Consider the following 24,155-nt stretch of genomic DNA (forward strand, 5'->3'; position numbering starts at 1 on the left):
GCACTCAGCTGCATGAATTCAGCCCACCTCGCGTGGGCTTTTTATTTGAAGGGAGAAACACCATGGGTCAACTGATTGCGGGCACCTGCTACGTCAAAGTGGACGGCGCTCAACTGACCATCAACGGCGGCTGCGAAGCGCCACTGATGTTTACCAAACGCGAAACCGTCGTACCGGGTTTCTACAAGGAAACCGACATCGCGCCGTCGTTCAAGGTCACCGCGCTGCACACCGCCGATTTTCCGCTCAAGCAACTGGTCGCCGGCACTGACATGACCGTCACCTGCGAGTTCAGCAACGGCAAAGTCTACGTACTGGCCGGCGCGTATCTGGTGGAAGAGCCGGTATCCAAAGGTGACGACGCCACCATCGAGCTGAAATTCGAAGGCATCAAGGGGACCTGGCAATGACTGATGTCGTGGCGTTGCGCGTGGCCATCGAGGCCCACGGCGAGCCGTTGAGCGAACTGACCCTGCGCCGTCCGACGGTGCAGGAGGTCCGTGCGATCAAGGCGCTGCCGTACAAGATCGACAAGAGCGAGGAGGTCAGCCTGGACATGGACGTCGCGGCCAAATACATCGCGGTCTGCGCCGGTATCCCACCGTCATCGGTCAACCAGTTGGACCTGGCTGACCTCAACGCGCTGAGCTGGGCCGTCGCGAGTTTTTTCATGAGTGCGGCGTCGCGGCCATCGGCGAGCTGATCGCCGCCGCCTATGACCTGGCCTGGTTCTGGAAGGTTGACCCCGAACAGATGATGGCCAGGCCACTGGATGTGCTCCGCGAATCCTTGGAGCACGCGCAACGGATCAATGCGATGCAGCAGGTGCAGTGATGGCAGACACACAGAAGGTAGAGAAAAAGGCGCTACTGCTGACCGGTATCGACGAGCTGTCGCCCAAGCTCGCCAGCCTTCGTGCGAAGGTCGCGAGTTTCAAGCAGAACCTCGACGCCACGGGCCTGGGCAGCCTGGATATTTCCGGGCTGCTGCCCAGCGGCGGCCTGGCCCAACCGTTCATGGACGGGCTCAAGTCGGCGCTGGCCTTCAAGGATGAGGCCGGCGCAGCGAGCGCGGCGGCCAGTGCCGTCCAGGCGCCGCAAGCGCCTCGCGTAGCGGCACAGAACCTGGAGGGATTGAAGACTTCCATCAGCAATGTGTCGGTGCAGTTCGGCTCGGCGCTGGGGCCTGCGGTCAACGCGGTGGCGGTCGGTTTGCAGCCGATGGTCAGCGGCGTGGCCCAGGTACTGCAGGACAATCCGCAACTGGTCCAGGGCCTGGCAAATGGCGTCGTCGCGTTCAACGCGATCCAGACGGCGGTCAGCGGCGCGAGCCAGGCAATGGAAGTGGTCAACCTGGCCTTGAAGATGAACCCCATCGGCTTGATTGCCATGGGCATCGCCTTGGCGGCAGGGATGATCATCGCCCACTGGACGCCGATCTCGGCGTTTTTTGCCGGGCTCTGGCAACGGCTGGCGCCGATCGTCCTGCCAATGGTCGAGTTCTTCAAGACGATGTTCGCCTTTACCCCGATGGGGCAGGTGATCAGCAACTGGGGGCCGATCAGCAGCTTTTTTGGCGCACTCTGGAATGTGATCGTGGCGGCGGCGACGCCGATCATCGGTTTCATGCAGACGCTGTTCGCCTGGTCGCCCCTGGGGTTGATCATTGCCAACTGGACGCCCCTGAGCGGGTTGTTCGCGGCAATCTGGGATTTGCTCAAAGCCTTGACCGTGCCGGTGATGGACGCCCTGAAAGGCTTGTTCGACTGGACGCCGTTGGGGCTGATCATGGCCAACTGGGGCACGATCGGCGAAGTCTTCGCCGGGATCTGGGAGGGCATTCGCAATCAGGTTTCGATCATGCTGGCGGTATTCAGCGGCCTGTTCGACTGGTCGCCCATCGAGGGCCTGACCCGGCAGTGGGGACCGGTGGGCGAATGGTTCAGCCAATGGTGGGACGAGCTGCAGGGCGTGATCGCGCCGATCAAGGCGTTCTTCAACGGCGGCTTTGGCGAGGTGATTGCCTCGTTCACCGGCAAGGTCGAGGGATTGGCCGAGGCGCAGCGTGCCACCAATGCCGAAGGCAAGGGTGAGCTGGCGCCGGCGTTTTTTGGTGGAGCCAGCGAGCAGCCTTCGGGGCTGTCTTCAAGCCTTGCGCCGACGCCCGCCACGGCGTCGCCCAGAGCGTCCTTGACCCCAGGGACATTGCCGCAAACTTCCGCAGCCCTGGTGCAACAAAGCGCCGCCAACAACCGCACGCAACTGGAAGGCGGCCTGACGGTGCGCTTCGAAAACGCGCCGGCGGGGTTGCGCGCCGACCCGCCCCAGACCAATCAACCGGGCCTGGCGGTGAGTTCGCGCATCGGTTATCGCTCACTTTCCGCAGGAGGTTCCAATGAGCTGGCGTGATCGTTTGTTGCCGGCGTCGTTTCGTGGCGTCGGGTTCTGGGTCGACCAGGCGAAAACCCCGATTGGTCATAAAGGCCAGTTGCATGAGTACCCACAGCGTGACCAGCCGTATTTCGAAGGGCTCGGCCGGCAGGCACGCATCCACGAGTTGACCGCGTTCATCGTCGGCCCCGATTGCCTGGAGCAGCGCGACAAACTGCTCGCAGCCCTGGAGCAGGGCAGCGGTGAACTGGTGCACCCATGGCTGGGGCGCCTGCAGGTCAAAGTGGGTGAATGCGACATGACCCAGACCCGCCAGGACGGCGGGCTGGTCACGTTTGCCCTGAAGTTCTACCCCGACCAGCCGCTGCAGTTTCCCTCGGCGGCGATCAACAGCCAGAAACTGCTGCTGGTCTCGGCCGACAGTTTCCTCGGCTCGGCGGTGCGGCGTTTCGAAGACGCCATGAGCCTGATCAAGGCGGCGCGGATCGGCATCGCCGACCTGCGCAACAGCCTCAAGGAGGTTTATGGGGTCATCGAGCAGGAGCTCAAACCATTGATCGAGACCTATCGGCAACTCAGCGATCTGGTCAAGGCGGTCAAGGAGCTGCCCAAGGAAGTGGCGGCGGAATTCAAGGGACTGCTGGGTGACATTCGGGAGCTGAAGGATTTTGCCCGTGACGGCTATCGCGGCGTGATTGCCAGCGTGTCGCAACAGGTGGAAGCCATCCGTCAGGCGGACGCGCCCAAACTCACCACTGGCAAGGACACCACGGCGGCAGCCCAGGCGGTTGCCGATCTGGTCCAGGACACCTTGCTGGTGCAAGCGGCGCAATGGATTGCGGCGATGCCGGTGGCGGCGCCAGTGGTCAAGCTGGACGCCACTCCGTCGGTGGCGCAACAGGCGGTGCAACCGGTCCAGCGCCGAGACGTGCCGGTGGCCGATGATGTGCTCGCCTTGCGCGATGCCCTCAACGAAGCCATCTGGCAGGCTTCCCTCAAGGCCGCTCCGGATCACTACCAGGCAATGAACAACCTGCGTCAGCAAATGGCCGCGCACCTGACGGCCGTGGCGTCGTCCGGTGTCCGCCTGATCAACCTGTCGTTCAAGCAAAGCCTGCCGGCGCTGGTGGTGGCGTATCAGCAATTTGCTGACGCTACCCGGGTGACCGAGGTGACCCAGCGCAACGGCGTGGCGCACCCTGGCTTCCTGCCACCCAACGACCTGAAAGTCTCCGGGGAGTGAGCCATGAATGAGCTCGAAAACGCTGTCACGCTCACCGTCGGCGGGCTGGATTACGGCGGCTGGAAAAGCGTGGAAATCAGTGCGGACCTGGAGCGCCAGTTCCGCACCTTCAAACTCGACATCACCTGGCAATGGCCGGGGCAGACCCAGGCGGTGCCGATTCGTCCCGGTGACGAATGCCAGGTGCGCATCGGCGCCGACCTGCTGCTCAGCGGCTACGTATTCAAGGCGCCCATCAGCTACGACGGCCGGCAGATCAGCCTGAGCATCGAAGGCGGCTCCAAGACCCAGGACCTGGTGGACTGCGCGGCGATCAACCGCCCGACGCAATGGCGCGGGCAAACGTTGCTGAGCATCGTCCAGGCGCTGGCATCGCCCTATGCCGTGGGGGTGATCAGCGAGATCCCGGAAACCGCGCGCCTGAGCGAGCACAGCATCGTGCCTGGAGAAACGGTATTTCAATCCATCGACCGCTTGCTGACATTGTTCCGGGTGTTTTCCACCGACGACCCGCAAGGTCGCGTGCTGCTGGCCAAGCCCGGCAGCGGTGGGCGGGCCAGTGATGTGCTGGAACTGGGCAAGAATATTCTCTCGGGCAACGCGCCGATGGATTACAGCCAGGTGTTTTCCGAATACCGGGTCATCGGCCAGCACAAAGGCAATGACCAGCAGAGCGGGGCGGCGGTGAGCGAGGTCTCGGGCACCGCCACTGACCTGGGCTTCAAGCGCAAGCGGGTGACTGTCATCAGCGAAAGCGCTCAGTTGACCCCGGCGCTGGCCCAGCAACGGGCCGACTGGGAAAGCGCGATTCGCAGCGGCCGCGCCCTGACCACCACCTACCGCGTGCAGGGCTGGCGCCAGGCCAACGGCGATATCTGGCGGCATAACACCCTGGTGCGGGTGATCGATCCGGTGCTGGGATTTGACGCCGACATGCTGATCTCCAGGGTGACCTATTCGCTGTCCGCCCAGGGTTCGGTCACCACCTTGCAAGTCGCCCCGCCGCACACCTTCGACGCGAACCCGGTGCCACCCAAGGCCTGAGCCCGACGCCGATACCCGCCCTGCGCAAATCCCTTGTGGGAGCGAGACCGCCGCCAGATTCCTGCCCAGCGCAGATCCCTTGTGGGAGCGAGCCTGCTCGCGAAAGCGGTGGCTCGGTTTGCATCGATGTTGAATGTGCCGGTGCCTTCGCGAGCAGGCTCGCTCCCACAGTGCTCTGCCGTTAAACCCGATTCCGAAGGAAAAACCCAATGAGCCTACTGACCCGCCTCCTGGCGCGCGGCACTGTCGTGCTCGCCCATTCGGCGAATAAATTGCAATCGCTGCAAATGCGCCTCACCGCTGGCGAAGTAAGCGACGACATGGAGCATTTCGAGCCCTATGGCTTCACCAGCAACCCGCTGGCCGGCGCCGAGGGCATCGCCACGTTCCTCGGCGGCGACCGCTCCCACGCGGTGGTGCTGGTGGTCGCCGATCGGCGCTTTCGTCTCAAGGCCCTGGCCCCGGGCGAAGTCGCGCTCTACACCGATGAAGGTGACAAGCTCCACTTCAAGCGCGGCCGGGTCATCGACATCGAGACCGCGACGCTGAACATCCGCGCCAGCAGCGCGGTGAACATCGACAGCCCGGTGATCAACCACACCGGCAAGATCGTTTCCCAGGGCGACCAGATCGCCGGCGGCATCAGCCAGATCAAGCACGTGCACGTCGGTGTACAGGGCGGCAACGGCCAGACCGGTGCGCCGGCGGGAGGCCAGTGATGTTCATCAGCCAGAACCTGCACGCCGCGCTGACCCGCTCGGTGCTGATCAGCCTGTTCACCTGGCGCCGCGCCGCCGCCGACGATGCGGTCGATGACGACGAGCGTTTCGGCTGGTGGGGCGACACCTTTCCCACCGTCGCCGACGACCGCATCGGCTCACGGCTGTGGCTGTTGCGGCGGGTCAAGCTGACCCGCCAGACCCAACTCGACGCCGAATTTTATGCCCGCGAGGCGCTGCAATGGCTGATCGATGACGGTCATTGCAGCGCCATCGACATCATCAGCGAACGCCTCGACGCCCAGCGTCTGAACCTGCGAACGGTCCTGACCCTGGCCAATGGCGAGCGCCTGGACATCAACCCCGACCACAGTTGGCAGGTGACCTATGCCGTTTGAAACCCCTTCGCTGCCGGTGCTGATCAAACGCGCCCAAAGCGACCTGGCCAGCGATTCGCTGCGCCAGTCCGACGCCCAGGTCCTGGCGCGTACCCTCGGCGGCGCCGCCTATGGCCTGTATGGCTATCTGGATTGGATCGCCGAGCAGATCCTCCCGGACAAGGCCGATGAATCGACGCTGGAACGCATCGCCGCGCTGCGCCTGAACCAGGCGCGCAAGGCCGCCCAAGTGGCCACCGGCAGCGTCAGCTTCACCGCCACGGCGGGTGCCGTGCTGGATGCCGACACGCTGCTGCAAGCGGCCGATGGCCGTACTTATAAAGTTACCACCGCGCGAACCACCAGCAATGGCCTGAACACCGCCGCCATTGCGGCGTTGGAGGCCGGTAGCCTGGGCAATGCCGATGCCGGCCTGGTGCTCACGCCGGTGCAGCCGCTGTTGGGCATCGGCAACAGCTTCACCGTGCTGGCGCCAGGACTGACCGGCGGTGTCGCCCGGGAAAGCCTGGAATCGCTGCGATCGAGGGTGATCCGTTCCTATCGGGTCATCCCTCACGGCGGTTCGGCCCAGGACTACGAGACCTGGGCCCTGGAATGTCCCGGGGTTACCCGCGCCTGGTGTCGCGGCAGCTACCTGGGGCCGGGCACCGTTGGCCTGTTCGTGATGCGTGACGACGATCCGCAACCGATCCCCAACGCCGAGCAACTGGAGGAAGTGCGGGCCTACATCGAGCCCTTGCGCCCGGTGACCGCCGAACTGCATGTGCTGGCCCCGACTCAGGTGCCGGTGAACTACAAGCTGCGCATCAGCCCGGACACCAGCGCGGTGCGCGCCGCCATCGAGGCGCAACTGCGCGACCTGCATAACCGCGAAGCCGGCCTCGGCGAAACGCTGTTGCTGAGTCATATCGCCGAAGCGATCAGCAGCGCCACCGGCGAAACCGACCACAAGCTCAGCGCACCCGCCGCCGATGTCGTCGCCGCCAGCAACCAGTTGCTGACCTTCGGAGGCTGCACATGGCTGGGATAAGAACCGCCGAACAATACCAGGCCCAACTGCGCAGCCTGCTGCCCAGCGGCCCGGCGTGGGACCCGGAGCGCGTGCCGGAACTGGACGAAGTGCTGCAAGGCATCGCCCAGGAGCTGGCGCGCCTGGATGCCCGCGCCGCCGACCTGCTCAACGAGATGGACCCGGCGGGAGTGAGCGAGCTGGTGCCGGATTGGGAACGGGTGATGGAACTGCCGGATCCGTGCCTTGGCGCCACGCCGCTGTATGACGATCGCCGTCTCGCGGTGCGCCGGCGGTTGCTGGCGGTGGGCAGCCAGGCCATCGCCTATTACGTGGAAATCGCCAGGAGCCAGGGCTACCCCAACGCAACGATTACCGAACTCAAGGCGCCGCGCATGGGCCGTTCACGGTTTGGCGAAGCGCACTTCGGAACGTGGCAGGCACAGTTCATGTGGACCCTCAACACCGGCGGCCGGCTGCTGCTGGGACGGCGCTTTGGTGCGAGCTATTGGGGCGAACGTTTTGGCGTCAATCCGGGGTCGGCGCTGGAGTGCCTTATTCACCGCAGTGCACCGGCGCATACCAAGGTTCACATCAACTATGACTAGGGAGTAGACGGATGGATTATCCGAAAAGTGTACCCAGCGCCGGCTTGGTGAATGGGAAGTTCGTCGATGAAAATCCGTTGACCGGGACGCCGGGATCGTTGATTCCGGCGGATTGGGGAAACGGGGTGACGCAGGAGATCGTGAATGTCATCAAGGCGGGAGATCTGACGCCGGATGAAACCCGCAGCGATCAATTGCTCGCGGCGATTCGGACGGTAACCGCCAAGGGCTGGAACCAGGACTTCGCCCTGCCGATCGCAGCGCTGCCGCTGCCGACGATTGCCACGGCGGACAGCCGTTTGGCCGTCACTCCAGCAGCGCTGTCAACCAGTGGTGGGCGTGTCTCGATTCCGGCGGGTGTGTACGTCAGCATCGGGCAGGAGGTGGTGGCTGGGCGGTTGGGGCGGACACGTACCTACGTGACGACGGCCTGGAGCAGCGCCGATCTGTTGCCCAGCGCCAGTTATTTTTTGAGGGCACAGGTAGTCGGTGATGCGCTGACGTTCTATGTGCAGCGGGGAAGCCTGTATGACCTTGCTCCGGAATCCCTGAAAGGCACCGTAAACGGAGCGGCAGGCGGTGGGTTCCCATCGACGCCGCTGGACATGTGCCTGGCCTGGGTGGTGACCGGGACGCCTGGCTCCCTGCCGACGATCCGCACGATTTACAACCGTGCTCAATTGACCTGGACGCAAACGGTAAATGGCACCGGGGTGGTGTATCTGCCGCTGGATCCACATGCGCGTGCGGGGCGGCTTGTGGCGGGGAATCCGACACCCCCACCGAATGGGGTGACATCGGTGACGTTCGCTCCGGCTGGATGGGTTGGGGGCAATTACAGCTACCTGTCACCCGTCTCGGAAAATCCCGGCAACAACGCACTGGGTTGGGCGAACCCTACAAGTGTGCCGATGGCAATGTGCGCGATCTTTTCCAACAACGTTGTCAATGACGTCACGGTTTCCACGGTCACCGCGAGTTTCGACCATAACCAATTGCGTTCGCTTTGGCAGTCCTACCAGGCCGAGCACACATTGGGCTCAACCAGTGCGGAGAGTGACGAATTGCTCTTCAGCATGGGGATCAAAGGACACCAGGCGTTAACCGACTACAGCGTCGGTATCGGCATCAATTTCACCAACGCCGTCAATGTCCATCTGTCCTGGGAGCTGATCCGATGAATGTCATTCAAGAACTGCACCAGTACGAAGAAGGACTGCGTCCGCCTCCGCCCTCTGCGGCCCACATCTGGGAGGACGGGACATGGCTGCTGACCGACGAGAACGCTGCTGAACTGCTGCGCCTGGAAGGCGAGCGCCTGTGCGACAAGGTCGATGCCGCTGCCGACAGCGCCCGTCGCGTTTTGGCCGGTGATCCGTTACGGGCCCTGGAATATCAACAAGCGGCCCTTGAAGCGCAGGCGTTCAAGGATCAGGGCTACCCGAAAAAAGCTGTTCCGTTGTCGGTTTCTGCCTGGGTCGTCAAGGGCCGCACAGCCAGGCAGGCGGCGGACCAGATTCTCGCCAAGGCCGCCGAGTTCGAAGCGACCCTGTTGACGCTTCGCGAGCTGCGCCTCAAGGCCAAGGCGCAGATTCGCGCGCACCTAGCCAAGGGCAAAGCCGAACTCGCCACTCAAACCGCCGATGACGCGCTCGCGGCCATCCGGGCGCTACGCCTTCGCGCGTGATCCTCATCTCATAGAAGAGAAAACAAGACATGGATTATCCAAAAAGTGTTCCCAGCGTCGGGCTGGTGAACGGTCGGTTCGTGGATGAAAATCCCGTCGAAGGTTCGCCGGGATCCTTGATTCCGGCTGTGTGGGGAAACAGCGTTACCCAGGAAATCCTTGGTGTGATTTCTGGCGCCGATATGGCGCCCTCCGAGGCGGACACCAATCAGCTTTTCAAAGCCGTTCAGAAGATCATCGGTATGACCAACCCCATGCGTTCGGTGATTAGCCGGCTGGCCCTGTCGAAAGCGCTGACGGCAAATGAACTTGGCCTTGTATTGATTGACGCCAACGCTGGCGCTACGACCATCGGATTACCCCCGGCCAACGCTGCGCTGGGTGTTCGAGATGTCGTCATTCGGCGCCTGGACAACAGCGGCAATCGTCTTGTGGTTCAGGCCGGTGGGGCTGATCGGATCAGGTTTCACACCCATCTTTCGGCCGCCGGTTATCCATTTCTCGTGCTGATGGGCAGTGGTGACTGGTGGCATCTACGCAGTGACGGCGCCGGCAGTTGGTGGCCCATGGGACGGTTTGACAGCACAGCTTTGGGACGGCCGTTTTTTGAAACGACTATCCAACTCAGCCCGGGTGGATACGGTGCGCTGAACGGCACAGTCATGAAACGTGCTGAGTGGCCCTGGCTGTGGGATCACGCCCAACAGTCCGGAATGCTCGGCACCGAGGCCACTCGGGAAGGCAGTGAAGGCAAATGGAGTTCCGGTGATGGCGTTCTCACTTTTCGTGCCCCGGAAGGACGGGGAGAGTTCTTGCGAATCCTGGACGAAGGGCGCTCCGTGGATCCTGGTCGGGCAATGGGGACCTTTCAACCCGGTACTGTCCACTCCTATGCGTTGGGAGGCCAAGGGGCTGGTGCGGTTGGGTCAAGATGGTCCGATAGCCTTACCGGATTCGGTGCCAACACCCGTGAGGAAATCAAAATCATCGGAGACCTGGTAAACGGTGGTCCGATATTTCCTACCGGGACCAGTTTCCAGGTAGATACGGCCAACACGTTGCTCTACTCATTCAAATCGCGCCCGCGCAATGTCGCTTATCCGGCGCGGATCAAACTCATCTGAGGTGTCTGTGTTTTATTATCATTTCGATAAAGCCGGCGCATTGTCCGGACCCGTGGAGTTTCCCGTAACGCCAGGTATTGGCGTTCAGATCCCCAGTAATGCGGTGGCAATTTCCTTTGAACTACCCCCTCCGGAAGGTGGCCGCACATGGGCGCTGGTGAACAATGTGCCCCGAGAGGTTATTGACCGTCGCGGCTTGGTCTACCGCAAGAAAGACGGCGGCCAGCAGATTTGGAACGAACTGGGGGAATTGCCGGACGCGTTCACAACTGAGCCATGGCCAGGTAATTACCATACTTGGAAAAATCACACTTGGGAGTTCGACGTTGACTTGCAGTTGAGCGACATCACTGGCCAGGTTCTGGCCCAACGGGATGCGCTTCTGCGCGACGCAATGTTGCGTATAGCCCCGCTTCAGTACGCTGAAGACATCGGCGACGCCAGCGACCAGGAACAACTGGCTCTGATGGAGTGGAAGCTTTATAGCGTCGAGTTGAATCGCATCCAGCATCAAGCTGGTTTTCCAACCGCTATCACCTGGCCTGTCCTGCCCGAGCCTGCTCTTTAACCCGCCTCGGGCAGCCTCTCAGACTTTCCCAATCAATCGCGCCACCGCGTAATGCCGGTGAGGCTTTGTCTCGCCTGTTTTTTATCTTTGGCCCATCAGGAGTGAAATGTGGACTATCCAAAAAGTGTGCCCAGCGCAGGTCTATCGAATGGCAGGTTCGTGGACGAGGATCCTTTGGCGGGAACGCCGGGATCGTTGATTCCCGCCAGTTGGGGCAATGGGGTAACGCTGGAGTTGCTTAATGTTATACAAGCTGCCGGTCAGACGCCGTCGGAACAATTGAACAATCAATTGTTAACGGCCTTGCGTGGCAGCGAATTGTTCACCACGGCGCCTCAATTTGATAACGACAGATCCGTGGCGACAACGGAGTTCGTAAGGCGCAGCGGGATTCAGTACTCCGGTTTTTTCGCGTACGCAGTCAGTACCGCGTTGACACCGGCCCATGTCGGCGGTGCCGTCAGCTTTTCCAGTGCCACCGCAATCGACGTCACGCTCCCCAACACCGTGGGAATCTTGCATGGGGCGACGCTCACGCTTATCAACGTAGGGACCGCGGTAAAGGTATCGACAGCCTCGCCTACCGATACTCTGGGACCTTCATCTTCAGCTCTTGGACCCATCGATCTGGGCCGTGGCGAAACGGCAGAGTTCGTCAAGCTGGACAATCAATGGCGGTTGATCGGCGGCACCGTTCTTTTGAAATACACCTCGTTGTTTTCAGGTCAATTGGGAAATCCGGGTTACCAAAGGTACGCGAGCGGAAACATCGACCAGTGGGGTTACGGTACAACTGACGTTAATGGGGAGGTGTTTGTTACGTTCCCGATTTCATTCCCTAATACTTTTGTTTCGGTTGTGGCGAACCATGTGGGCGGTGATGGAGCGATGGTCATGGTGGTAAGTGGAACCGCTACCCGCCAAGGCGTGCGTCTGAAAGTCCGGGACTATTCTGGGCACGTCAGCGCGGGATGGGGCGTTTACTATTTTGCGAAGGGTTATTGAATGAATGAATTCACCTTGTTGTTCAGTCCAAGCACTTGCGGAGCCTATGTGCCTGGAATCAATATTTCTGATATTCCTGGCGACGTGATTGAAATCCCCAAGGCTTACTGGCTGTCGCTGCTTCAGCAACTTGCCATTTCACCCAAGCGTGTTTCAGCCAACCCCGACAACGGTTATCCCATTCTCGTAGATCCCCCTGCTCTGACATTGGCCCAGGCTTCGGAAAATGAATATGCGTGGCGTAACGCCCAGCTCACCGCAACCGACCGCCTCATAGCGCGCGACCGCGACGAAATGGACGACGGCGGTGGCACGACGCTGGACCAGGCGCAGTACACGCAGTTGCAGGCCTATCGCCGGGCCCTGAGGGAATGGCCACAGGACGAGCACTTTCCAGCCGCCGAACACCGTCCGGCCCCGCCATCCTGGCTGGCCGGGCAGCTTTGATCATGTATGTGCGATGACCCGAACATGGACCTTACGCAACAGCAACTCATCAAGATCATGCCCGACGCCCGCGCCCAAGCGGGCGTTTTTATTCCAGCGTTGAACACCGCGATGTCCCGTTACCGCATCGACACCCCCAAGCGCATCGCCGCATTCCTGGCCCAGGTCGGTCACGAATCGGGGCAGTTGCGTTATGTACGGGAGCTGGGCAGCGAGCAATACCTGAGCAAATACGACACCGGAACCCTGGCCGTTCGCCTGGGCAACTCGACCCGGCCCGACGGTGACGGTCAGAAGTATCGCGGCCGGGGCTTGATCCAGATTACCGGCCACGACAATTACCTTCGTTGCAGCCTGGGGCTGTTCGGCGACGAACGTTTGCTGGCCTTGCCCGAACTGCTCGAACAACCGCAATGGGCGGCGCAATCCGCCGCCTGGTTCTGGGCGCAGAACGGCCTGAACGAGCTGGCTGATCGTGACCAGTTCAACAGCATCACCCGCCGCATCAATGGCGGCCTGAATGGCTTGCAGGATCGCTTGCAACTCTGGGCGCGGGCGAGGGAAGTGTTATGCCAACCTTCGGCCTGATGCCGTTTTCCTGCCGGACGCTAGGTGTCGTTGTATTGGTGGCGCTGCTGATCGGTGGCCCAGCCATGTTGGCGTGGCGGCTCCAGGAGTGGCGGTACGGCAGGCAACTGGCGCAACTGGCGCAGTCGCAGTCCGAGACGCTCAATCGAATGACCCAGGCGGCAGCGATGCAGCAAAAGGTCGAGCAGGACAAACGCCTCGCCCTGGAACGGCAACTCTCCGCCAGCGAACAAACCCACTACCGAGCCTTGAGCGATGCCCAACGTGACCAGGATCGCCTGCGCGATCGCCTTGCTACTGCCGATGTCCGGCTGTCAGTCCTCCTCGACGCCGACGATGTTGCCGCCGGTTGTGCAATGCCTGCCGCCACCGGCGCCGGCGGCATGGATCATGGCGCCCCACGCGCCCGACTTGACCCGACGCATGCTCAACGAATTATCGCCATCACCGACGAGGGCGACCGTGGACTGATCGCCTTGCAGGCCTGCCAGGCCTATGTCAGAGCATTGGCCCGGTAATCTGCCGGACCTTGCAAGCTGTGGCTGCTGGTGTACGGTAGGCGCCAACCGCGTCGAATCAGGAGAGCAGCATGGATGACATTACCGAACTGGCCGCTGAACTGGGCAGGCGCTTGCAGGTGCTCAATGCCCATGTCACCACCGCCGAATCCTGTACCGGCGGCGGGATTGCCGAGGCGATCACGCGGATTCCGGGGAGTTCGGCCTGGTTCGAAGCCGGGTACGTCACCTATTCCAATCGCCAGAAAACCCAGCAGTTGGGTGTACCTCCCGAATTGTTCGGCAAGGTCGGCGCGGTCAGCCGCGAGGTGGTGGAGGCGATGGCGCGGGGCGCCCAGCAGAAAAGCCTGGCGCGTTTCGCCGTGGCGGTCAGCGGCGTGGCCGGGCCGGACGGAGGCTCGCCGAGTAAGCCGGTGGGCACCGTATGGCTCGCCTGGGGCGTTGGCGAGGCGGTGTTCAGCGAGCGGCGCTTCTTTCCAGGCCACCGCGACGAGGTCCGCCGACAAACGGTGAAGGCCGCGCTAGACGGGCTGTTACAACATGCCGCCACAGAAATCTCAAATCAGGGGTAGGCGATCCTGAATCGCTGTGGAATAATACTGGCTACTTATACAGGTGTTGGCCGTCAGGCCTTATTGATTACGTGAGGACTTTAATGGACGACAACAAGAAGAAAGCCTTGGCTGCGGCCTTGGGTCAGATCGAACGTCAATTCGGCAAGGGTGCCGTAATGCGTATGGGCGATCAGGACCGCCAGGCTATTCCTTCCATCTCCACCGGCTCCCTGGGCCTGGACATCGCGCTTGGCATCGGCGGCTTGCCAAAAGGTCGTATTGTTGAAATCTACGGTCCTGAATCCTCCGGTAAAACCACGCTGACCCTGTCCGTGATCGCCCAGGCTCAAAAAGCCGGTGCGACCTGCGCCTTCGTCGACGCCGAACACGCCCTGGACCCGGAATACGCCGGCAAGCTGGGCGTCAACGTCGATGACCTGCTGGTTTCCCAGCCGGACACTGGCGAGCAGGCCCTGGAAATCACCGACATGCTGGTGCGCTCCAACGCGGTTGACGTGATCATCGTCGACTCCGTAGCGGCACTGGTACCCAAGGCGGAAATCGAAGGTGAAATGGGCGACATGCACGTGGGCCTCCAGGCTCGCCTGATGTCCCAGGCCCTGCGCAAGATCACCGGTAACATCAAGAATGCCAACTGCCTGGTGATTTTCATCAACCAGATCCGCATGAAAATCGGCGTGATGTTCGGCAGTCCTGAAACCACCACCGGTGGTAACGCGCTGAAGTTCTACGCCTCGGTTCGCCTGGACATCCGTCGTACCGGCGCGGTGAAAGAGGGTGATGAGGTTGTCGGCAGTGAAACCCGCGTCAAGGTCGTGAAAAACAAGGTTGCATCGCCGTTCCGTCAGGCTGAATTCCAGATCCTGTACGGCAAGGGCATCTACCTCAACGGCGAGATGATCGACCTGGGTGTGCTGCACGGGTTTGTCGAAAAATCCGGCGCCTGGTATGCCTACAACGGTACCAAGATCGGTCAGGGCAAGGCCAACTCGGCCAAGTTCCTGGCGGACAACCCGGAAGTCGCGGCAGCTCTCGAGAAGCAACTGCGTGACAAACTGTTGAGCCCGGTTGCAGACGTCAAGGCCGTGGCCAACCGCGAGACTGCAGACGATCTGGCAGACGCTGACATCTGATCGATCCGATGACCGCCGTACTCGATACCCTCGTCGCGGTGCGGCGAACCGCAATGGACCTGCTCGCGAGACGCGAGCACGGTCGAGTCGAGCTGACGCGTAAACTGCGCCAGCGCGGCGCCTCTGATGAATTGATCGACACAGCCCTGGACCGCTTGACGGAAGAGGGGCTGTTGTCGGAATCGCGCTATCTTGAAAGCTTTGTTTCCTATCGCGCCCGCTCTGGTTATGGTCCGATGCGAATTCGCGAAGAACTTGGCCAGCGCGGCTTGCAACGACCGGATATCGAACTTGCCCTGCGGGAAAGCGGTATCGATTGGCAGGAACAGTTAATCGATACCTGGCGTCGCAAGTTCTCAGGGCATCTGCCCATTGATGCGAAGGAGCGGGCCAGGCAAGGGCGTTTCCTGGCGTATCGAGGATACTCCATGGAAATGATCAATCGGCTGTTCAGCGGTCGTAGCATGGATGACTAGATAAAACGGCCCGCTATTACGATAGCGGGCCGTTTTTTTTGGGCTCAAGTCACCTCGATTGGTTCCCAGGTCAGCGGGTGGGGCTGGGCGGCAGGCTGGGCCCAGTTTTCCGGCAGGTTGATATAGTCCACCAGTTCTCTAAGTCGACCGTGATCGCGGGCATTGAAGGTGAATGCCAGGCGCGTCAGGTGGCTGAAAGGCGCCTCCTCCGGCTCCTCGCCGCTGTAGGCATGCTGATGGAAGCAGTCGTTCAGGCATAGATCGGCAAATTGGACCTGCATCTGCTGCATCGCCTGTTCGGTGAGCGCATGATTCATGCGAATCACGAACTGATGCTTGAGCCAGCGGCTGGAATGGAAGTTGCGATAGAACTGGTTGATTTCTTCCACCGCATCCTCGGCGGTGTACACCAGGTGCATCAACTTCATGTCGGTGGGCAGGATGTAGCGGTTCTCTCCCAGTTGTTCGCGGATGAAATCCAGGGCGCTCTGCCAGAATCTACCTCCCGGCACATCCAGCAGCACTATCGGCACCAATGGGCTCTTGCCCGTCTGCACCAGCGTCAAGACTTCCAATGCTTCATCAAGGGTGCCGAAACCACCTGGGCAGAGCACTAACGCGTCTGCTTCCTTGACGAAGAACAGCTTGCGGGTGAAGAAAAAATGAAACGGGAGGAGATTCTGCGTGCCCTCGACGGTCGGGTTCGCATGTTGTTCGAAGGGTAGGGTGATGTTGAAGCCCAGGCTGTGCTCGCGGCCTGCGCCTTCATGGGCGGCGGCCATGATGCCTCCGCCTGCGCCGGTGATGACCATCATGTCCGACCGGGCCAGCGCCGCCCCCAGTTCTCGCGCCAAGCCATACAGCGGATGTTCTATGGGCGTTCGGGCCGAGCCAAAGACCGTGACTTTGCGACGGCCCTTGAATTGTTCGAGCGTGCGGAAGGCATGTTCCAGTTCGCGCAGTGCTTGCAGCGTGATTTTGGCGTTCCAGCGGTTGTGATCTTCCTGGGCCATGCGCAGCACGGTCAGGATCATGTCGCGGTAAATGGGGAGATTGGGACTGTTGGGTGATACCAGGTTGAGTTGCTCTTCGACCTTGCGGGTGAGGTCGTGGCCATGGCTCTCAAAATGCCGACTGAGCAGGTCATTCGGTTTGTAAGGCATTCAGCTTCTCCTTCTGAACAGAACCCGGCCCGAACGAGAGATTCGTCAGGGCCACGGCACTTCCTGTGCCGTCGTCAGCCCGGCGTTTGCCCGGGCGTTCAACCTGGCTCGACGCAAATTGCAGCAAGGCGATCAAGCCAGCCAACGGATTCTGCTGTTTCCCTTGGATGAAAAACAATCAAGCGTCAGGGTTTTGGCAAGGGCAGCCTCGTTCTGCCCGGTAACAAGCGATATTTTGAATCTAGCCTCTTGTTGATCATGGCGCTCGCAGATGACGATTTGCAACCGTCACCTGGCTTTGTTGGAACCCGTCATCGCGAGCAGGCTCGCTCCCACAATTGATCTTCAGTGAACATCAGGTATGCGTTCGGCAAAATTCCTGTGGGAGCGAGCCTGCTCGCGAAGGCATCCTGCGCTCCAGCTCTGATAGTGGGTAATGCGCCGCTCGTCAGATCACCGACTGGCTACGTGCCGCTCTGATTTACTCAATAACAAGCGTGCCGACGTTATTCGACGTCCAGGGTTGGGCGTCCACGCCGGGGAGTTAAGCATTTTCGGGGCAGGGAGGCGGGAGAAATGACCAGGGTAACTCTGGAGCTCGACAAGCAGTTGTACCTGATGCTGTTGGAAGCGGCTCAGGCCAATCAGGTGAGCCTTGAAGAGGAGTGCTGCCGTCGGCTGGAGGGCAGGGAATGGCGCTCGCGCTATTTGCAGGCGCTGGTGGCGGAACTGCGCGCCGACGATGAGCAGCGGCGCGCCAGCTCGGGTTGATTATTTTTTGGTCTTGGCCGGTTTCGGGCAGTCCGATTCCTGGAAGCGTTCGGTGGCGACCGGACGATTGGTCTTAACTTCGGTGAATTCGTAACGCATGGTTGCGCCCTTGGCCATCAACTTGCGAAAGCCTGGGTTGGTGCACACCGTGGAGCCCAGCTGGAAGTAGACCGCCTTGGGGTCGGCGCGCATTTTCTGGGCGTGGCTGCTTTGCACGCTGAGATGGTTGATCAGCTCGGTGCCTTCGACGGTATAACCCTGGTCGAGAATGTCTTCGTTGATGGCGCGTGGAGTGCCGACGCTGCTTTGCGTGGCCACGTTCTGCAGCATCTTGTTCAGTTCGAGTTCTTTCAGCGACGCGGCCTGAGCGCTGATGGACGTCGCCAGCAGAACGGCAACGGTAGGGACGATAAGGCGCAGCATGAAACTCTCCTGGTTCAGTGACAGGGGGTTCGACCGGTCACGTGACTGTGCGTTCAGTGGCGGCGATTATAGGGGAGCCCGGGTAGACGGTACAGGCTTGCGCGCTCTGGTAGACTGCCGGGCTCTGTTGTCCTGCCGAGTGTTGTTCGTGTCGAGTTCTCTTGTCCGTGGGCGTCGCCCGCTATGATCCATGCCCCCAACGCCGTAGCCCGCCTGCGCGACCAGCGCGTCGACGAGGGCATCAAGCCGCTCCAGGCCCGTGGCTGGCGCGCGCCTCGTTGCAGCGCGTGTCGGGTGATCGAAAGCCATTGCCTGTGTGCCTGGCGCCCGAGCGTCGAGACCCGTTCCGGGGTCTGCCTGATCATGACCAACAAAGAAGTCTTCAAGCCGAGCAATACCGGTTGGCTGATCGCCGATGTGGTGCGCGACAACCATGCCTTCATCTGGTCGCGTACCGAGGTCGACGGGCAATTGCTGGCTTTGCTGAATGACCCGCAATGGCAGCCTTATCTGGTGTTTCCAGGCGAGTACGTCGAACCGTCTCGTGTCACCCACACGGTGGCGCTCGATCAGGGCAAGCGTCCGTTATTCATTCTGCTGGACGCGACCTGGACGGAAGCGCGCAAGATGTTTCGAAAAAGCCCGTATTTCGACCGATTGCCGATCCTGAGCCTGTTGCCCGACAAGTTGTCTCGTTATCGCTTGCGTCGCTCGACCCGCAGCGAACACCTGTGTACCGCCGAAGTGGCGGCGCTGTGCCTGGAGCTGGCGGGGGACAGCGACGCGGCGTCGGCCCTGGACGCCTATTTCGATGTGTTCAGCCAGCATTACCTCGGCGCCAAGCGCCAGCAGGAGGTGAACGAGTCCACGCCGGCCCATGCCGAGCTGCAGCCCTTCGTTCGCGCGGTTCCTGCGCTGTTGACCGAGTAGTGGCCCATACTGGATAAGGCCGTGACCGTGCTGCTTGACCACCCCGGCTTCGCTGGGCATGCTTGGCGCCGACCAGGGGGCGGCTGGAGTTTGAAACGCTGTGATTGGCGTTGAACGTGCCCCCTGTTGATACCGCTGCATGGCGGTGTCTTGGGTTGTTCGGCGAGGCGCGAATGCATCGGGCCTGCCACTAAAAACAGGATCATTGGAAAAATGGCCACATACGAAATCCTGATTGCCGATGACCACCCGCTCTTTCGCAGCGCGTTGCATCAGGCAGTGACCCTGGGCCTTGGCTCGGATGTCCGGTTGACGGAGGTGGCCAGCATCGCGGAACTGGAAAGCCGATTGGCTGAAAAGGCCGACTGGGACCTGGTGCTGCTGGATCTGAACATGCCCGGTGCGTATGGTTTTTCTGGCCTGGTGCTGTTGCGTGGGCAATACCCGCAGATTCCGGTGGTGATGGTCTCGGCCCAGGAAGAGGCCTCGGTGATGGTCAAGGCCCGCGAGTTCGGCGCCAGCGGGTTCATTCCCAAATCCAGCTCCCTGGAAATGATCCAAAGAGCGGTGAAGTCCGTCCTCGATGGCGATGTATCCTGGCCGCCCCAGGCGTTCGAAGCGGTGAGTGTTTCCGCGGAAGCCAAGGCCGCCAGCGAAGGCCTGGCCAGCCTCACGCCGCAGCAATTCCGGGTGCTGACCATGGTCTGCGAAGGCCTGCTGAACAAGCAGATTGCCTATGAGCTGAATGTGTCCGAGGCGACGATCAAGGCCCACGTTACTGCGATCTTTCGTAAACTCAACGTGCGCACCCGAACGCAGGCAGCCTTGTTGCTGCAACAACTCGAGTCAATTTCGCCGCAGTCGTAGTGTCTGAATTCACGCTTTTTTGACTGCGGTTCCATTAGCTTCTCCATTCCTTTCGATCAGTGCCTACTTTATGTCACCTTTTAAAGGCCAAACCGGCCTGAAACGCATCCTCAATGCCTCCGGCTATTCCCTGGACGGCCTGCGTGCGGCGTTCGTTGGCGAAGCCGCTTTCCGTCAACTGGTGCTGCTCAATGTCATCCTGATTCCTCTGTCGTTCTTCCTTAACGTCAGCCGCGTCGAGCAGGCCTTGCTGATCGCGGTGTGCCTGCTGGCCCTGATCGTGGAGTTGCTGAACTCGGCGGTGGAAGCGGCCATCGACCGCATTTCCCTGGAGCTGCACCCGCTGTCGAAGAACGCCAAGGACATGGGCAGCGCCGCCCAGTTGGTCGCCCTGACGATGATTGCGTTGGTTTGGGGCCTGATACTGCTCTGAGTTTCAGGCGATGGCGGGCAGGACGATCTCGTCGCTACGCTGCACCCCAGCGGTGAACGCCCGGCACAGATCAAGAAACTCACGCATGGCCGAGGTCTGGTATTTCTGTTTGTGCCAGATGAAATAAAATTGCCGCGCCAGATCCATGTCCGGGGTTTCCACGGCCACCAGGCTGCCCCGGCGAAAGGCGTCACGCAGAGCCAGGCGCGAGATACAGCCTATCCCCAGGCCGGACTCCACGGCGCGCTTGATCGCTTCGGTGTGTTCCAGCTCCAGGCGGATATTCAACGCGCTACGGTGGTGACGCATGGCCTGGTCGAAGGTCAGGCGGGTGCCGGAACCCTGTTCCCGCAGGATCCAGGCTTCGCGGGTCAACTCCTCCATGGTCGCCTGGCCGCGTTTGGCCAATGGGTGCTGGGGCGCGCAGAACACCACTAATTCGTCCTCGACCCAGCTCTGCACCTCAATGTCCGGGTGGCTGCAGTCGCCTTCGATCAGACCCAGATCAATTTCGTAGTGGGCGACCTGATGCACAATATTGGCGGTGTTTTGCACATGCAGCTTCACCTGGCTTTCCGGATGGCGCTGCATGAAGCCGCCGATCAACAGGGTCGCCAGGTAATTGCCGATGGTCAGGGTGGCGCCGACCGCCAGTGAGCCGAAGCCGGACTTGCCGTTGAGCAGGTCTTCGATCTCCTTGGCCTGGTCCAGCAGCGCCACCGCCTGGGGCAGCAATTGCTTGCCGAGGGCGTTGAGGCTCAGGCGCTTGCCGGCGCGGTCGAAGAGCTGGCAGCTGGACTGGCGCTCCAATTCGGTGATGGAAGTGCTGGCGGCCGACTGCGACAGGTTGAGCAGGCCCGCGGCACGGGACACGCTTTCCTGCTGAGCGACGGCGACGAAGACTTGAAGTTGACGTAGAGTAAATCGCATATCGATATAACCGATAACCCTTATCTTAATAATCCATTTAACAGATATTGTCGCCGCCATTAGAATGCGATGCAATTGCGCAGATTATCGGCGCAGGCATCATTTCCAGGAGTCCCCCGTACATGAGCAACATGAACCACGAGCGTGTCCTCAGTGTTCATCACTGGAACGACACTCTGTTCAGCTTCAAGTGCACCCGCGATCCGGGCCTGCGCTTCGAGAACGGTCAGTTCGTGATGATCGGCCTGCAGCAGCCCAACGGCCGCCCGCTTATGCGCGCTTACTCGATTGCCAGCCCGAATTGGGAAGAGCATCTCGAATTCTTCAGCATCAAGGTTCCCGACGGTCCGCTGACGTCCCAGCTGCAGCACCTGAAGGAAGGCGACGAGATCATCATCAGCAAGAAGCCTACCGGCACGCTGGTGCTCGACGACCTCAAGCCTGGCAAACATTTGTACCTGCTCAGCACCGGTACCGGCCTGGCGCCATTCATGAGCGTGATCCAGGATCCGGAAACCTACGAGCGTTTCGAGAAAGTGATCCTGTGCCACGGCGTGCGTTACGTCAATGAAGTCGCCTACCGCGAATTCATTACCGAGCATCTGCCACAGAACGAATTCTTCGGCGAAGCGCTCCGCGAAAAGCTGATCTACTACCCGACCGTGACCCGCGAGCCCTTCGAGAACGAAGGCCGCCTGACCGACCTGATGCGCAGCGGCAAGCTGTTCCGCGACATCGGCCTGCCACCGATCAATCCGCAGGACGACCGCGCCATGTTGTGCGGCAGCCCAAGCATGCTCGACGAGACCAGCGAAGTGCTCAACAGCTTCGGCCTGACCGTTTCGCCGCGTATGCGTGAGCCGGGTGATTACCTGATCGAGCGGGCGTTTGTAGAGAAATAAGTCGCGGTTCATGCGGTGGCTGACCTACCGCCACCATCGGATCGCCGCCCGGAGCAAGCTCGCTCCCACAGGGTCTTGTGACAACCCGGCCAAATGTGGGAGCGAGCCTGCTCGCGAAGAAGGCGACTCGGTCCAGCAGTAGCCCCAAAAAAAGCCCGCGCTGCCTGATCAAGGCGGCGCGGGCTTTTTCGTTTCCGGCAATTATTCCTGCGCCGGGATTACTTCCAGTACCCGAATCAACCCCGGCTGCGGATAATGCCAGCGCACATCCAGGTCCCAGAACTGCGCGCCGTATTCCCGTTCGGCTGCGGGGACCTGATACGCCGGACGTGGATCCTGGGCCAGGCATTGTTCGATCAGCTCCACCAAGGGCTCTTCGAGGCGCAGGGCATGCTCGCGGGCTTGAAGCAGGGCTGAGTCCGCCCATTGCACCGGAATCAATGCAGGCGCTGCGCTGGCGATGCTGTTCGTCGCCGAGCCGATGATGTCGGCGTAGGGCACGTAGGGCTTGATGTCCAGCACTGGCGTCGCGTCCAGCAGATCGATGCCCGAAATCCACAGCCGACCCGCTTCGACCCGTTCCAGCTTCACCACTGACTGACCGATGCCGTTGGGGCGATGGGTGGCGCGGGTGGCGAATACGCCAATGGACTTGTTGCCGCCCAGTCGGGGCGGACGCACCTTCAATCGTGGTTTTTCCTCAAGGGCCTGATGGAACAGAAACAGCAGCCAGACATGACTGACCTGCTCCAGGCCCTGCACCGCCTCGCCCTGGTCGAACGGCGCCACCAGCTCCAGCACGCCACGCGCGGCCGGGGCCAGGTGTGGCTGGCGCGGAATGGCGAACTTCTCCTTGAAGCAGGAGCGGACGAAGCCGATGGGGGAAACGTTGTAGCTCATGGATCAGCCGCGTACGCGCAGCGTCAGGCCCTTGAGGAAATTGCGCAGCAACTGGTCGCCGCATGGGCGATAGTTGGTGTGGCCGAATTTGCGGAACAGCGCGCTCAACTCCGGCTTTGACACGGGGAATTCGGCGGCCTTGAGAATGGCGTGCATGTCGTCTTCCTTCAGCTCGAACGCCACGCGCAGTTTCTTCAGGATGATGTTGTTGGTCACCGGCACTTCGATCGGCTGCGGCGGACGGCTTTCGTCCTTGCCGCGCTTGAAGATCACCAGGCCATCGAGAAAATGCGCCATGACCAGGTCCGGGCAGAACACGAAGCCTTCTTCCTCGTCTTTCTTGAGGTAGCCGGTCAGGTCTTCCAGGGAGACATCCAGGCCGCCCAGCTTGATGATCTCGATGACTTTCTTGTCGCTGATGTCGAGCATGTAGCGCACGCTGCGCAGTACGTCGTTGTGAATCATGTGTGCAGTCCTGATCAATCGGCTGTGGGCGCCCCAGCTCGGTGCGGCGCCAGTAAAGTCGTATCTAGAATTTTTCTTTGGCGGACAGATAGCGCCATTGGCCCAACGGCACCTTGCCAATGGACACGCCGCCGATGCGGATGCGGCGGATAGCGACGACCTTGAGGCCGACCGCCTGGCAAAACAATGCAATGACGCCCGGTTGCGGGTTCTTCATGGCGAAGCGCAGGCGGTTTTCGTTCTGCCAGCTGGCCTTGACCGCAGGCAATTCCTTGCCCTTGTAGGTCAGGCCGTGGTTCAGGCGATTAAGACCGTGGGCGACCATTTCGCCCTCGACTTCGACCACGTATTCCTGCTCGATCTTGGCCGCGTCGGCCGTGAGCTTGCGCAGGATCTTCCAGTCCTGGGTGAACACCAGCAGGCCGCTGGCATTGGCCTGCAAGTCGGCGCTGGCGGTCAGGCGCAGGAAGTGGCCCTTGAGCGGGCGCTTGCCGAAGCGATGTTCGTCGCTCAGGGTCTCCGGTCCGAGGGTTGCCATGGCGGTGTCGGCGTCCATGCCCGCCGGAACGTTGAGCAGGATCGTCACCGGCTCCGGCGCAGTGGCCTTGGCTTGCGGGTCGAGTTCGACCTTCTGGCCGGTGACCTTGAACTGCGGCTCGTCGATCACTTCGCCGTCCACGGTGACCCAGCCGCCCTCGATGAACAGCTCAGCCTCCCGACGGGAGCAGCCGACGAGTTCGATGAGGCGTTTGGAGAGACGAATCGGGTCAGTCATGACGGGGCCGTAACAAAAAGAGGGTGGGCATTGTACCTGTCTGGCGCCGGTTAATCGCGGGTCC

At 61.2% G+C, this 24,155-nt stretch carries 32 protein-coding genes; 25 read left to right on the forward strand and 7 right to left on the reverse strand.

Annotated elements, in window-relative coordinates; translation table 11 throughout:
* Nucleotides 1-62: 62 nt before the first annotated feature.
* From PSH78_RS06110 to recX, 20 genes are all read left to right on the forward strand, one after another.
* The gene (locus PSH78_RS06110) at nt 63-410 is read left to right on the forward strand and encodes a phage tail tube protein (RefSeq protein ID WP_024780162.1); all 348 of its coding nucleotides are present in this window, start codon (nt 63-65) and stop codon (nt 408-410) included.
* Entirely contained in the window at nt 407-703 is a 297-nt protein-coding gene (locus PSH78_RS06115; protein ID WP_305499134.1) for a phage tail assembly protein, read from the forward strand. Before PSH78_RS06110 ends, PSH78_RS06115 begins: the two co-directional genes overlap by 4 nt.
* 130 nt (nt 704-833) lie before the next feature.
* A complete protein-coding gene (locus PSH78_RS06120) occupies nt 834-2,408 on the forward strand; it encodes a phage tail protein (RefSeq protein WP_305499136.1) in 1,575 nt (524 codons plus the stop codon).
* Nucleotides 2,395-3,633 (forward strand): DNA circularization protein, encoded by a 1,239-nt coding sequence (locus PSH78_RS06125; protein ID WP_305499137.1) that lies wholly within the window; start codon nt 2,395-2,397, stop codon nt 3,631-3,633. The genes PSH78_RS06120 and PSH78_RS06125 overlap by 14 nt, the downstream gene beginning before the upstream one ends.
* A 3-nt stretch (nt 3,634-3,636) precedes the next feature.
* A complete protein-coding gene (locus PSH78_RS06130; RefSeq protein ID WP_305499138.1) occupies nt 3,637-4,677 on the forward strand; it encodes a phage baseplate assembly protein in 1,041 nt (346 codons plus the stop codon).
* A 209-nt stretch (nt 4,678-4,886) separates the two neighbouring features.
* Nucleotides 4,887-5,396 (forward strand): phage baseplate assembly protein V, encoded by a 510-nt coding sequence (locus PSH78_RS06135; protein WP_305499140.1) that lies wholly within the window; start codon nt 4,887-4,889, stop codon nt 5,394-5,396.
* Nucleotides 5,396-5,794 carry a phage GP46 family protein gene (locus PSH78_RS06140; protein WP_305499141.1) on the forward strand — a complete coding sequence of 133 codons (399 nt, stop codon included), beginning with the start codon at nt 5,396-5,398 and terminating at the stop codon, nt 5,792-5,794. Before PSH78_RS06135 ends, PSH78_RS06140 begins: the two co-directional genes overlap by 1 nt.
* The gene (locus PSH78_RS06145; protein WP_305499142.1) at nt 5,784-6,824 is read left to right on the forward strand and encodes a baseplate J/gp47 family protein; all 1,041 of its coding nucleotides are present in this window, start codon (nt 5,784-5,786) and stop codon (nt 6,822-6,824) included. The genes PSH78_RS06140 and PSH78_RS06145 overlap by 11 nt, the downstream gene beginning before the upstream one ends.
* Nucleotides 6,812-7,411: a YmfQ family protein gene (locus tag PSH78_RS06150; RefSeq protein ID WP_305499143.1), complete on the forward strand. Its 600-nt coding sequence runs from the start codon at nt 6,812-6,814 to the stop codon at nt 7,409-7,411. The genes PSH78_RS06145 and PSH78_RS06150 overlap by 13 nt, the downstream gene beginning before the upstream one ends.
* Nucleotides 7,412-7,422: 11 nt before the next feature.
* Entirely contained in the window at nt 7,423-8,592 is a 1,170-nt protein-coding gene (locus PSH78_RS06155; protein ID WP_305499144.1) for a phage tail protein, read from the forward strand.
* Nucleotides 8,589-9,098, forward strand: a complete 510-nt coding sequence (locus tag PSH78_RS06160; protein ID WP_305499146.1) for a phage tail protein — start codon at nt 8,589-8,591, stop codon at nt 9,096-9,098. The genes PSH78_RS06155 and PSH78_RS06160 overlap by 4 nt, the downstream gene beginning before the upstream one ends.
* Nucleotides 9,099-9,127: 29 nt before the next feature.
* Complete coding sequence (locus PSH78_RS06165) at nt 9,128-10,222, forward strand: phage tail protein (RefSeq protein ID WP_305499147.1); 1,095 nt, start codon at nt 9,128-9,130, stop codon at nt 10,220-10,222.
* Between the two features lie 7 nt (nt 10,223-10,229).
* On the forward strand, nt 10,230-10,790 hold the full coding sequence (locus PSH78_RS06170) for a tail fiber assembly protein (protein WP_305499148.1): 561 nt from the start codon (nt 10,230-10,232) through the stop codon (nt 10,788-10,790).
* A gap of 108 nt (nt 10,791-10,898) precedes the next feature.
* The gene (locus PSH78_RS06175) at nt 10,899-11,795 is read left to right on the forward strand and encodes a phage tail protein (protein ID WP_305499150.1); all 897 of its coding nucleotides are present in this window, start codon (nt 10,899-10,901) and stop codon (nt 11,793-11,795) included.
* On the forward strand, nt 11,796-12,242 hold the full coding sequence (locus tag PSH78_RS06180; RefSeq protein ID WP_305499152.1) for a phage tail assembly chaperone: 447 nt from the start codon (nt 11,796-11,798) through the stop codon (nt 12,240-12,242).
* Nucleotides 12,243-12,266: 24 nt separating this feature from the next.
* Entirely contained in the window at nt 12,267-12,830 is a 564-nt protein-coding gene (locus PSH78_RS06185; RefSeq protein ID WP_305499153.1) for a glycoside hydrolase family 19 protein, read from the forward strand.
* Nucleotides 12,812-13,348, forward strand: coding sequence for a lysis system i-spanin subunit Rz (locus PSH78_RS06190; RefSeq protein WP_305499155.1), 537 nt, complete (start codon nt 12,812-12,814; stop codon nt 13,346-13,348). The genes PSH78_RS06185 and PSH78_RS06190 overlap by 19 nt, the downstream gene beginning before the upstream one ends.
* A gap of 71 nt (nt 13,349-13,419) precedes the next feature.
* A complete protein-coding gene (locus tag PSH78_RS06195; protein ID WP_305499157.1) occupies nt 13,420-13,920 on the forward strand; it encodes a CinA family protein in 501 nt (166 codons plus the stop codon).
* A gap of 83 nt (nt 13,921-14,003) precedes the next feature.
* Complete coding sequence (gene recA / locus PSH78_RS06200; RefSeq protein WP_079303629.1) at nt 14,004-15,056, forward strand: recombinase RecA; 1,053 nt, start codon at nt 14,004-14,006, stop codon at nt 15,054-15,056.
* 8 nt (nt 15,057-15,064) lie between these two features.
* Complete coding sequence (gene recX / locus PSH78_RS06205; protein WP_305499159.1) at nt 15,065-15,532, forward strand: recombination regulator RecX; 468 nt, start codon at nt 15,065-15,067, stop codon at nt 15,530-15,532.
* 44 nt (nt 15,533-15,576) lie between these two features.
* On the opposite strand, the gene PSH78_RS06210 is transcribed toward recX, so the two are convergent.
* Nucleotides 15,577-16,695 (reverse strand): TIGR00730 family Rossman fold protein, encoded by a 1,119-nt coding sequence (locus tag PSH78_RS06210; RefSeq protein ID WP_305499160.1) that lies wholly within the window; start codon nt 16,693-16,695, stop codon nt 15,577-15,579.
* Nucleotides 16,676-16,873 (reverse strand): hypothetical protein, encoded by a 198-nt coding sequence (locus PSH78_RS06215; RefSeq protein WP_305499162.1) that lies wholly within the window; start codon nt 16,871-16,873, stop codon nt 16,676-16,678. Before PSH78_RS06215 ends, PSH78_RS06210 begins: the two co-directional genes overlap by 20 nt.
* Before the next feature lie 398 nt (nt 16,874-17,271).
* Here PSH78_RS06215 and PSH78_RS06220 point away from each other — a divergent pair, with 398 nt between their 5' ends.
* Complete coding sequence (locus PSH78_RS06220; RefSeq protein ID WP_305499163.1) at nt 17,272-17,466, forward strand: hypothetical protein; 195 nt, start codon at nt 17,272-17,274, stop codon at nt 17,464-17,466.
* On the opposite strand, the gene PSH78_RS06225 is transcribed toward PSH78_RS06220, so the two are convergent.
* Nucleotides 17,467-17,889: a quorum-sensing-regulated virulence factor family protein gene (locus tag PSH78_RS06225; RefSeq protein WP_305499165.1), complete on the reverse strand. Its 423-nt coding sequence runs from the start codon at nt 17,887-17,889 to the stop codon at nt 17,467-17,469.
* A 183-nt stretch (nt 17,890-18,072) separates the two neighbouring features.
* Between PSH78_RS06225 and PSH78_RS06230 the strand changes: the two genes are divergently transcribed.
* From PSH78_RS06230 to PSH78_RS06240, 3 genes are all read left to right on the forward strand, one after another.
* Entirely contained in the window at nt 18,073-18,819 is a 747-nt protein-coding gene (locus PSH78_RS06230) for a tRNA-uridine aminocarboxypropyltransferase (protein WP_305499167.1), read from the forward strand.
* Between the two features lie 213 nt (nt 18,820-19,032).
* Nucleotides 19,033-19,686 carry a response regulator transcription factor ErdR gene (erdR, locus tag PSH78_RS06235; protein ID WP_305499169.1) on the forward strand — a complete coding sequence of 218 codons (654 nt, stop codon included), beginning with the start codon at nt 19,033-19,035 and terminating at the stop codon, nt 19,684-19,686.
* A 70-nt stretch (nt 19,687-19,756) separates the two neighbouring features.
* Nucleotides 19,757-20,119, forward strand: coding sequence for a diacylglycerol kinase (locus tag PSH78_RS06240; RefSeq protein ID WP_305499171.1), 363 nt, complete (start codon nt 19,757-19,759; stop codon nt 20,117-20,119).
* A 3-nt stretch (nt 20,120-20,122) separates the two neighbouring features.
* On the opposite strand, the gene PSH78_RS06245 is transcribed toward PSH78_RS06240, so the two are convergent.
* Nucleotides 20,123-21,049, reverse strand: a complete 927-nt coding sequence (locus tag PSH78_RS06245; protein WP_181289263.1) for a LysR family transcriptional regulator — start codon at nt 21,047-21,049, stop codon at nt 20,123-20,125.
* Nucleotides 21,050-21,171: 122 nt separating this feature from the next.
* On the opposite strand from PSH78_RS06245, the gene fpr reads away from it, so the two are divergent.
* Nucleotides 21,172-21,951, forward strand: a complete 780-nt coding sequence (gene fpr, locus PSH78_RS06250) for a ferredoxin-NADP reductase (protein WP_003198368.1) — start codon at nt 21,172-21,174, stop codon at nt 21,949-21,951.
* Between the two features lie 201 nt (nt 21,952-22,152).
* Here fpr and tsaA read toward each other — a convergent pair whose 3' ends face one another.
* The 3 genes from tsaA to PSH78_RS06265 form a co-directional block, all read right to left on the reverse strand.
* Nucleotides 22,153-22,851 (reverse strand): tRNA (N6-threonylcarbamoyladenosine(37)-N6)-methyltransferase TrmO, encoded by a 699-nt coding sequence (gene tsaA, locus PSH78_RS06255; protein ID WP_305499175.1) that lies wholly within the window; start codon nt 22,849-22,851, stop codon nt 22,153-22,155.
* 3 nt (nt 22,852-22,854) lie between these two features.
* Nucleotides 22,855-23,316 (reverse strand): DUF1456 family protein, encoded by a 462-nt coding sequence (locus tag PSH78_RS06260; RefSeq protein WP_305499176.1) that lies wholly within the window; start codon nt 23,314-23,316, stop codon nt 22,855-22,857.
* 64 nt (nt 23,317-23,380) lie between these two features.
* The gene (locus tag PSH78_RS06265; protein ID WP_305499177.1) at nt 23,381-24,091 is read right to left on the reverse strand and encodes an rRNA pseudouridine synthase; all 711 of its coding nucleotides are present in this window, start codon (nt 24,089-24,091) and stop codon (nt 23,381-23,383) included.
* Nucleotides 24,092-24,155 lie beyond the last annotated feature (64 nt).

Source organism: Pseudomonas sp. FP198 (assembly GCF_030687895.1).
Lineage (GTDB): Bacteria > Pseudomonadota > Gammaproteobacteria > Pseudomonadales > Pseudomonadaceae > Aquipseudomonas.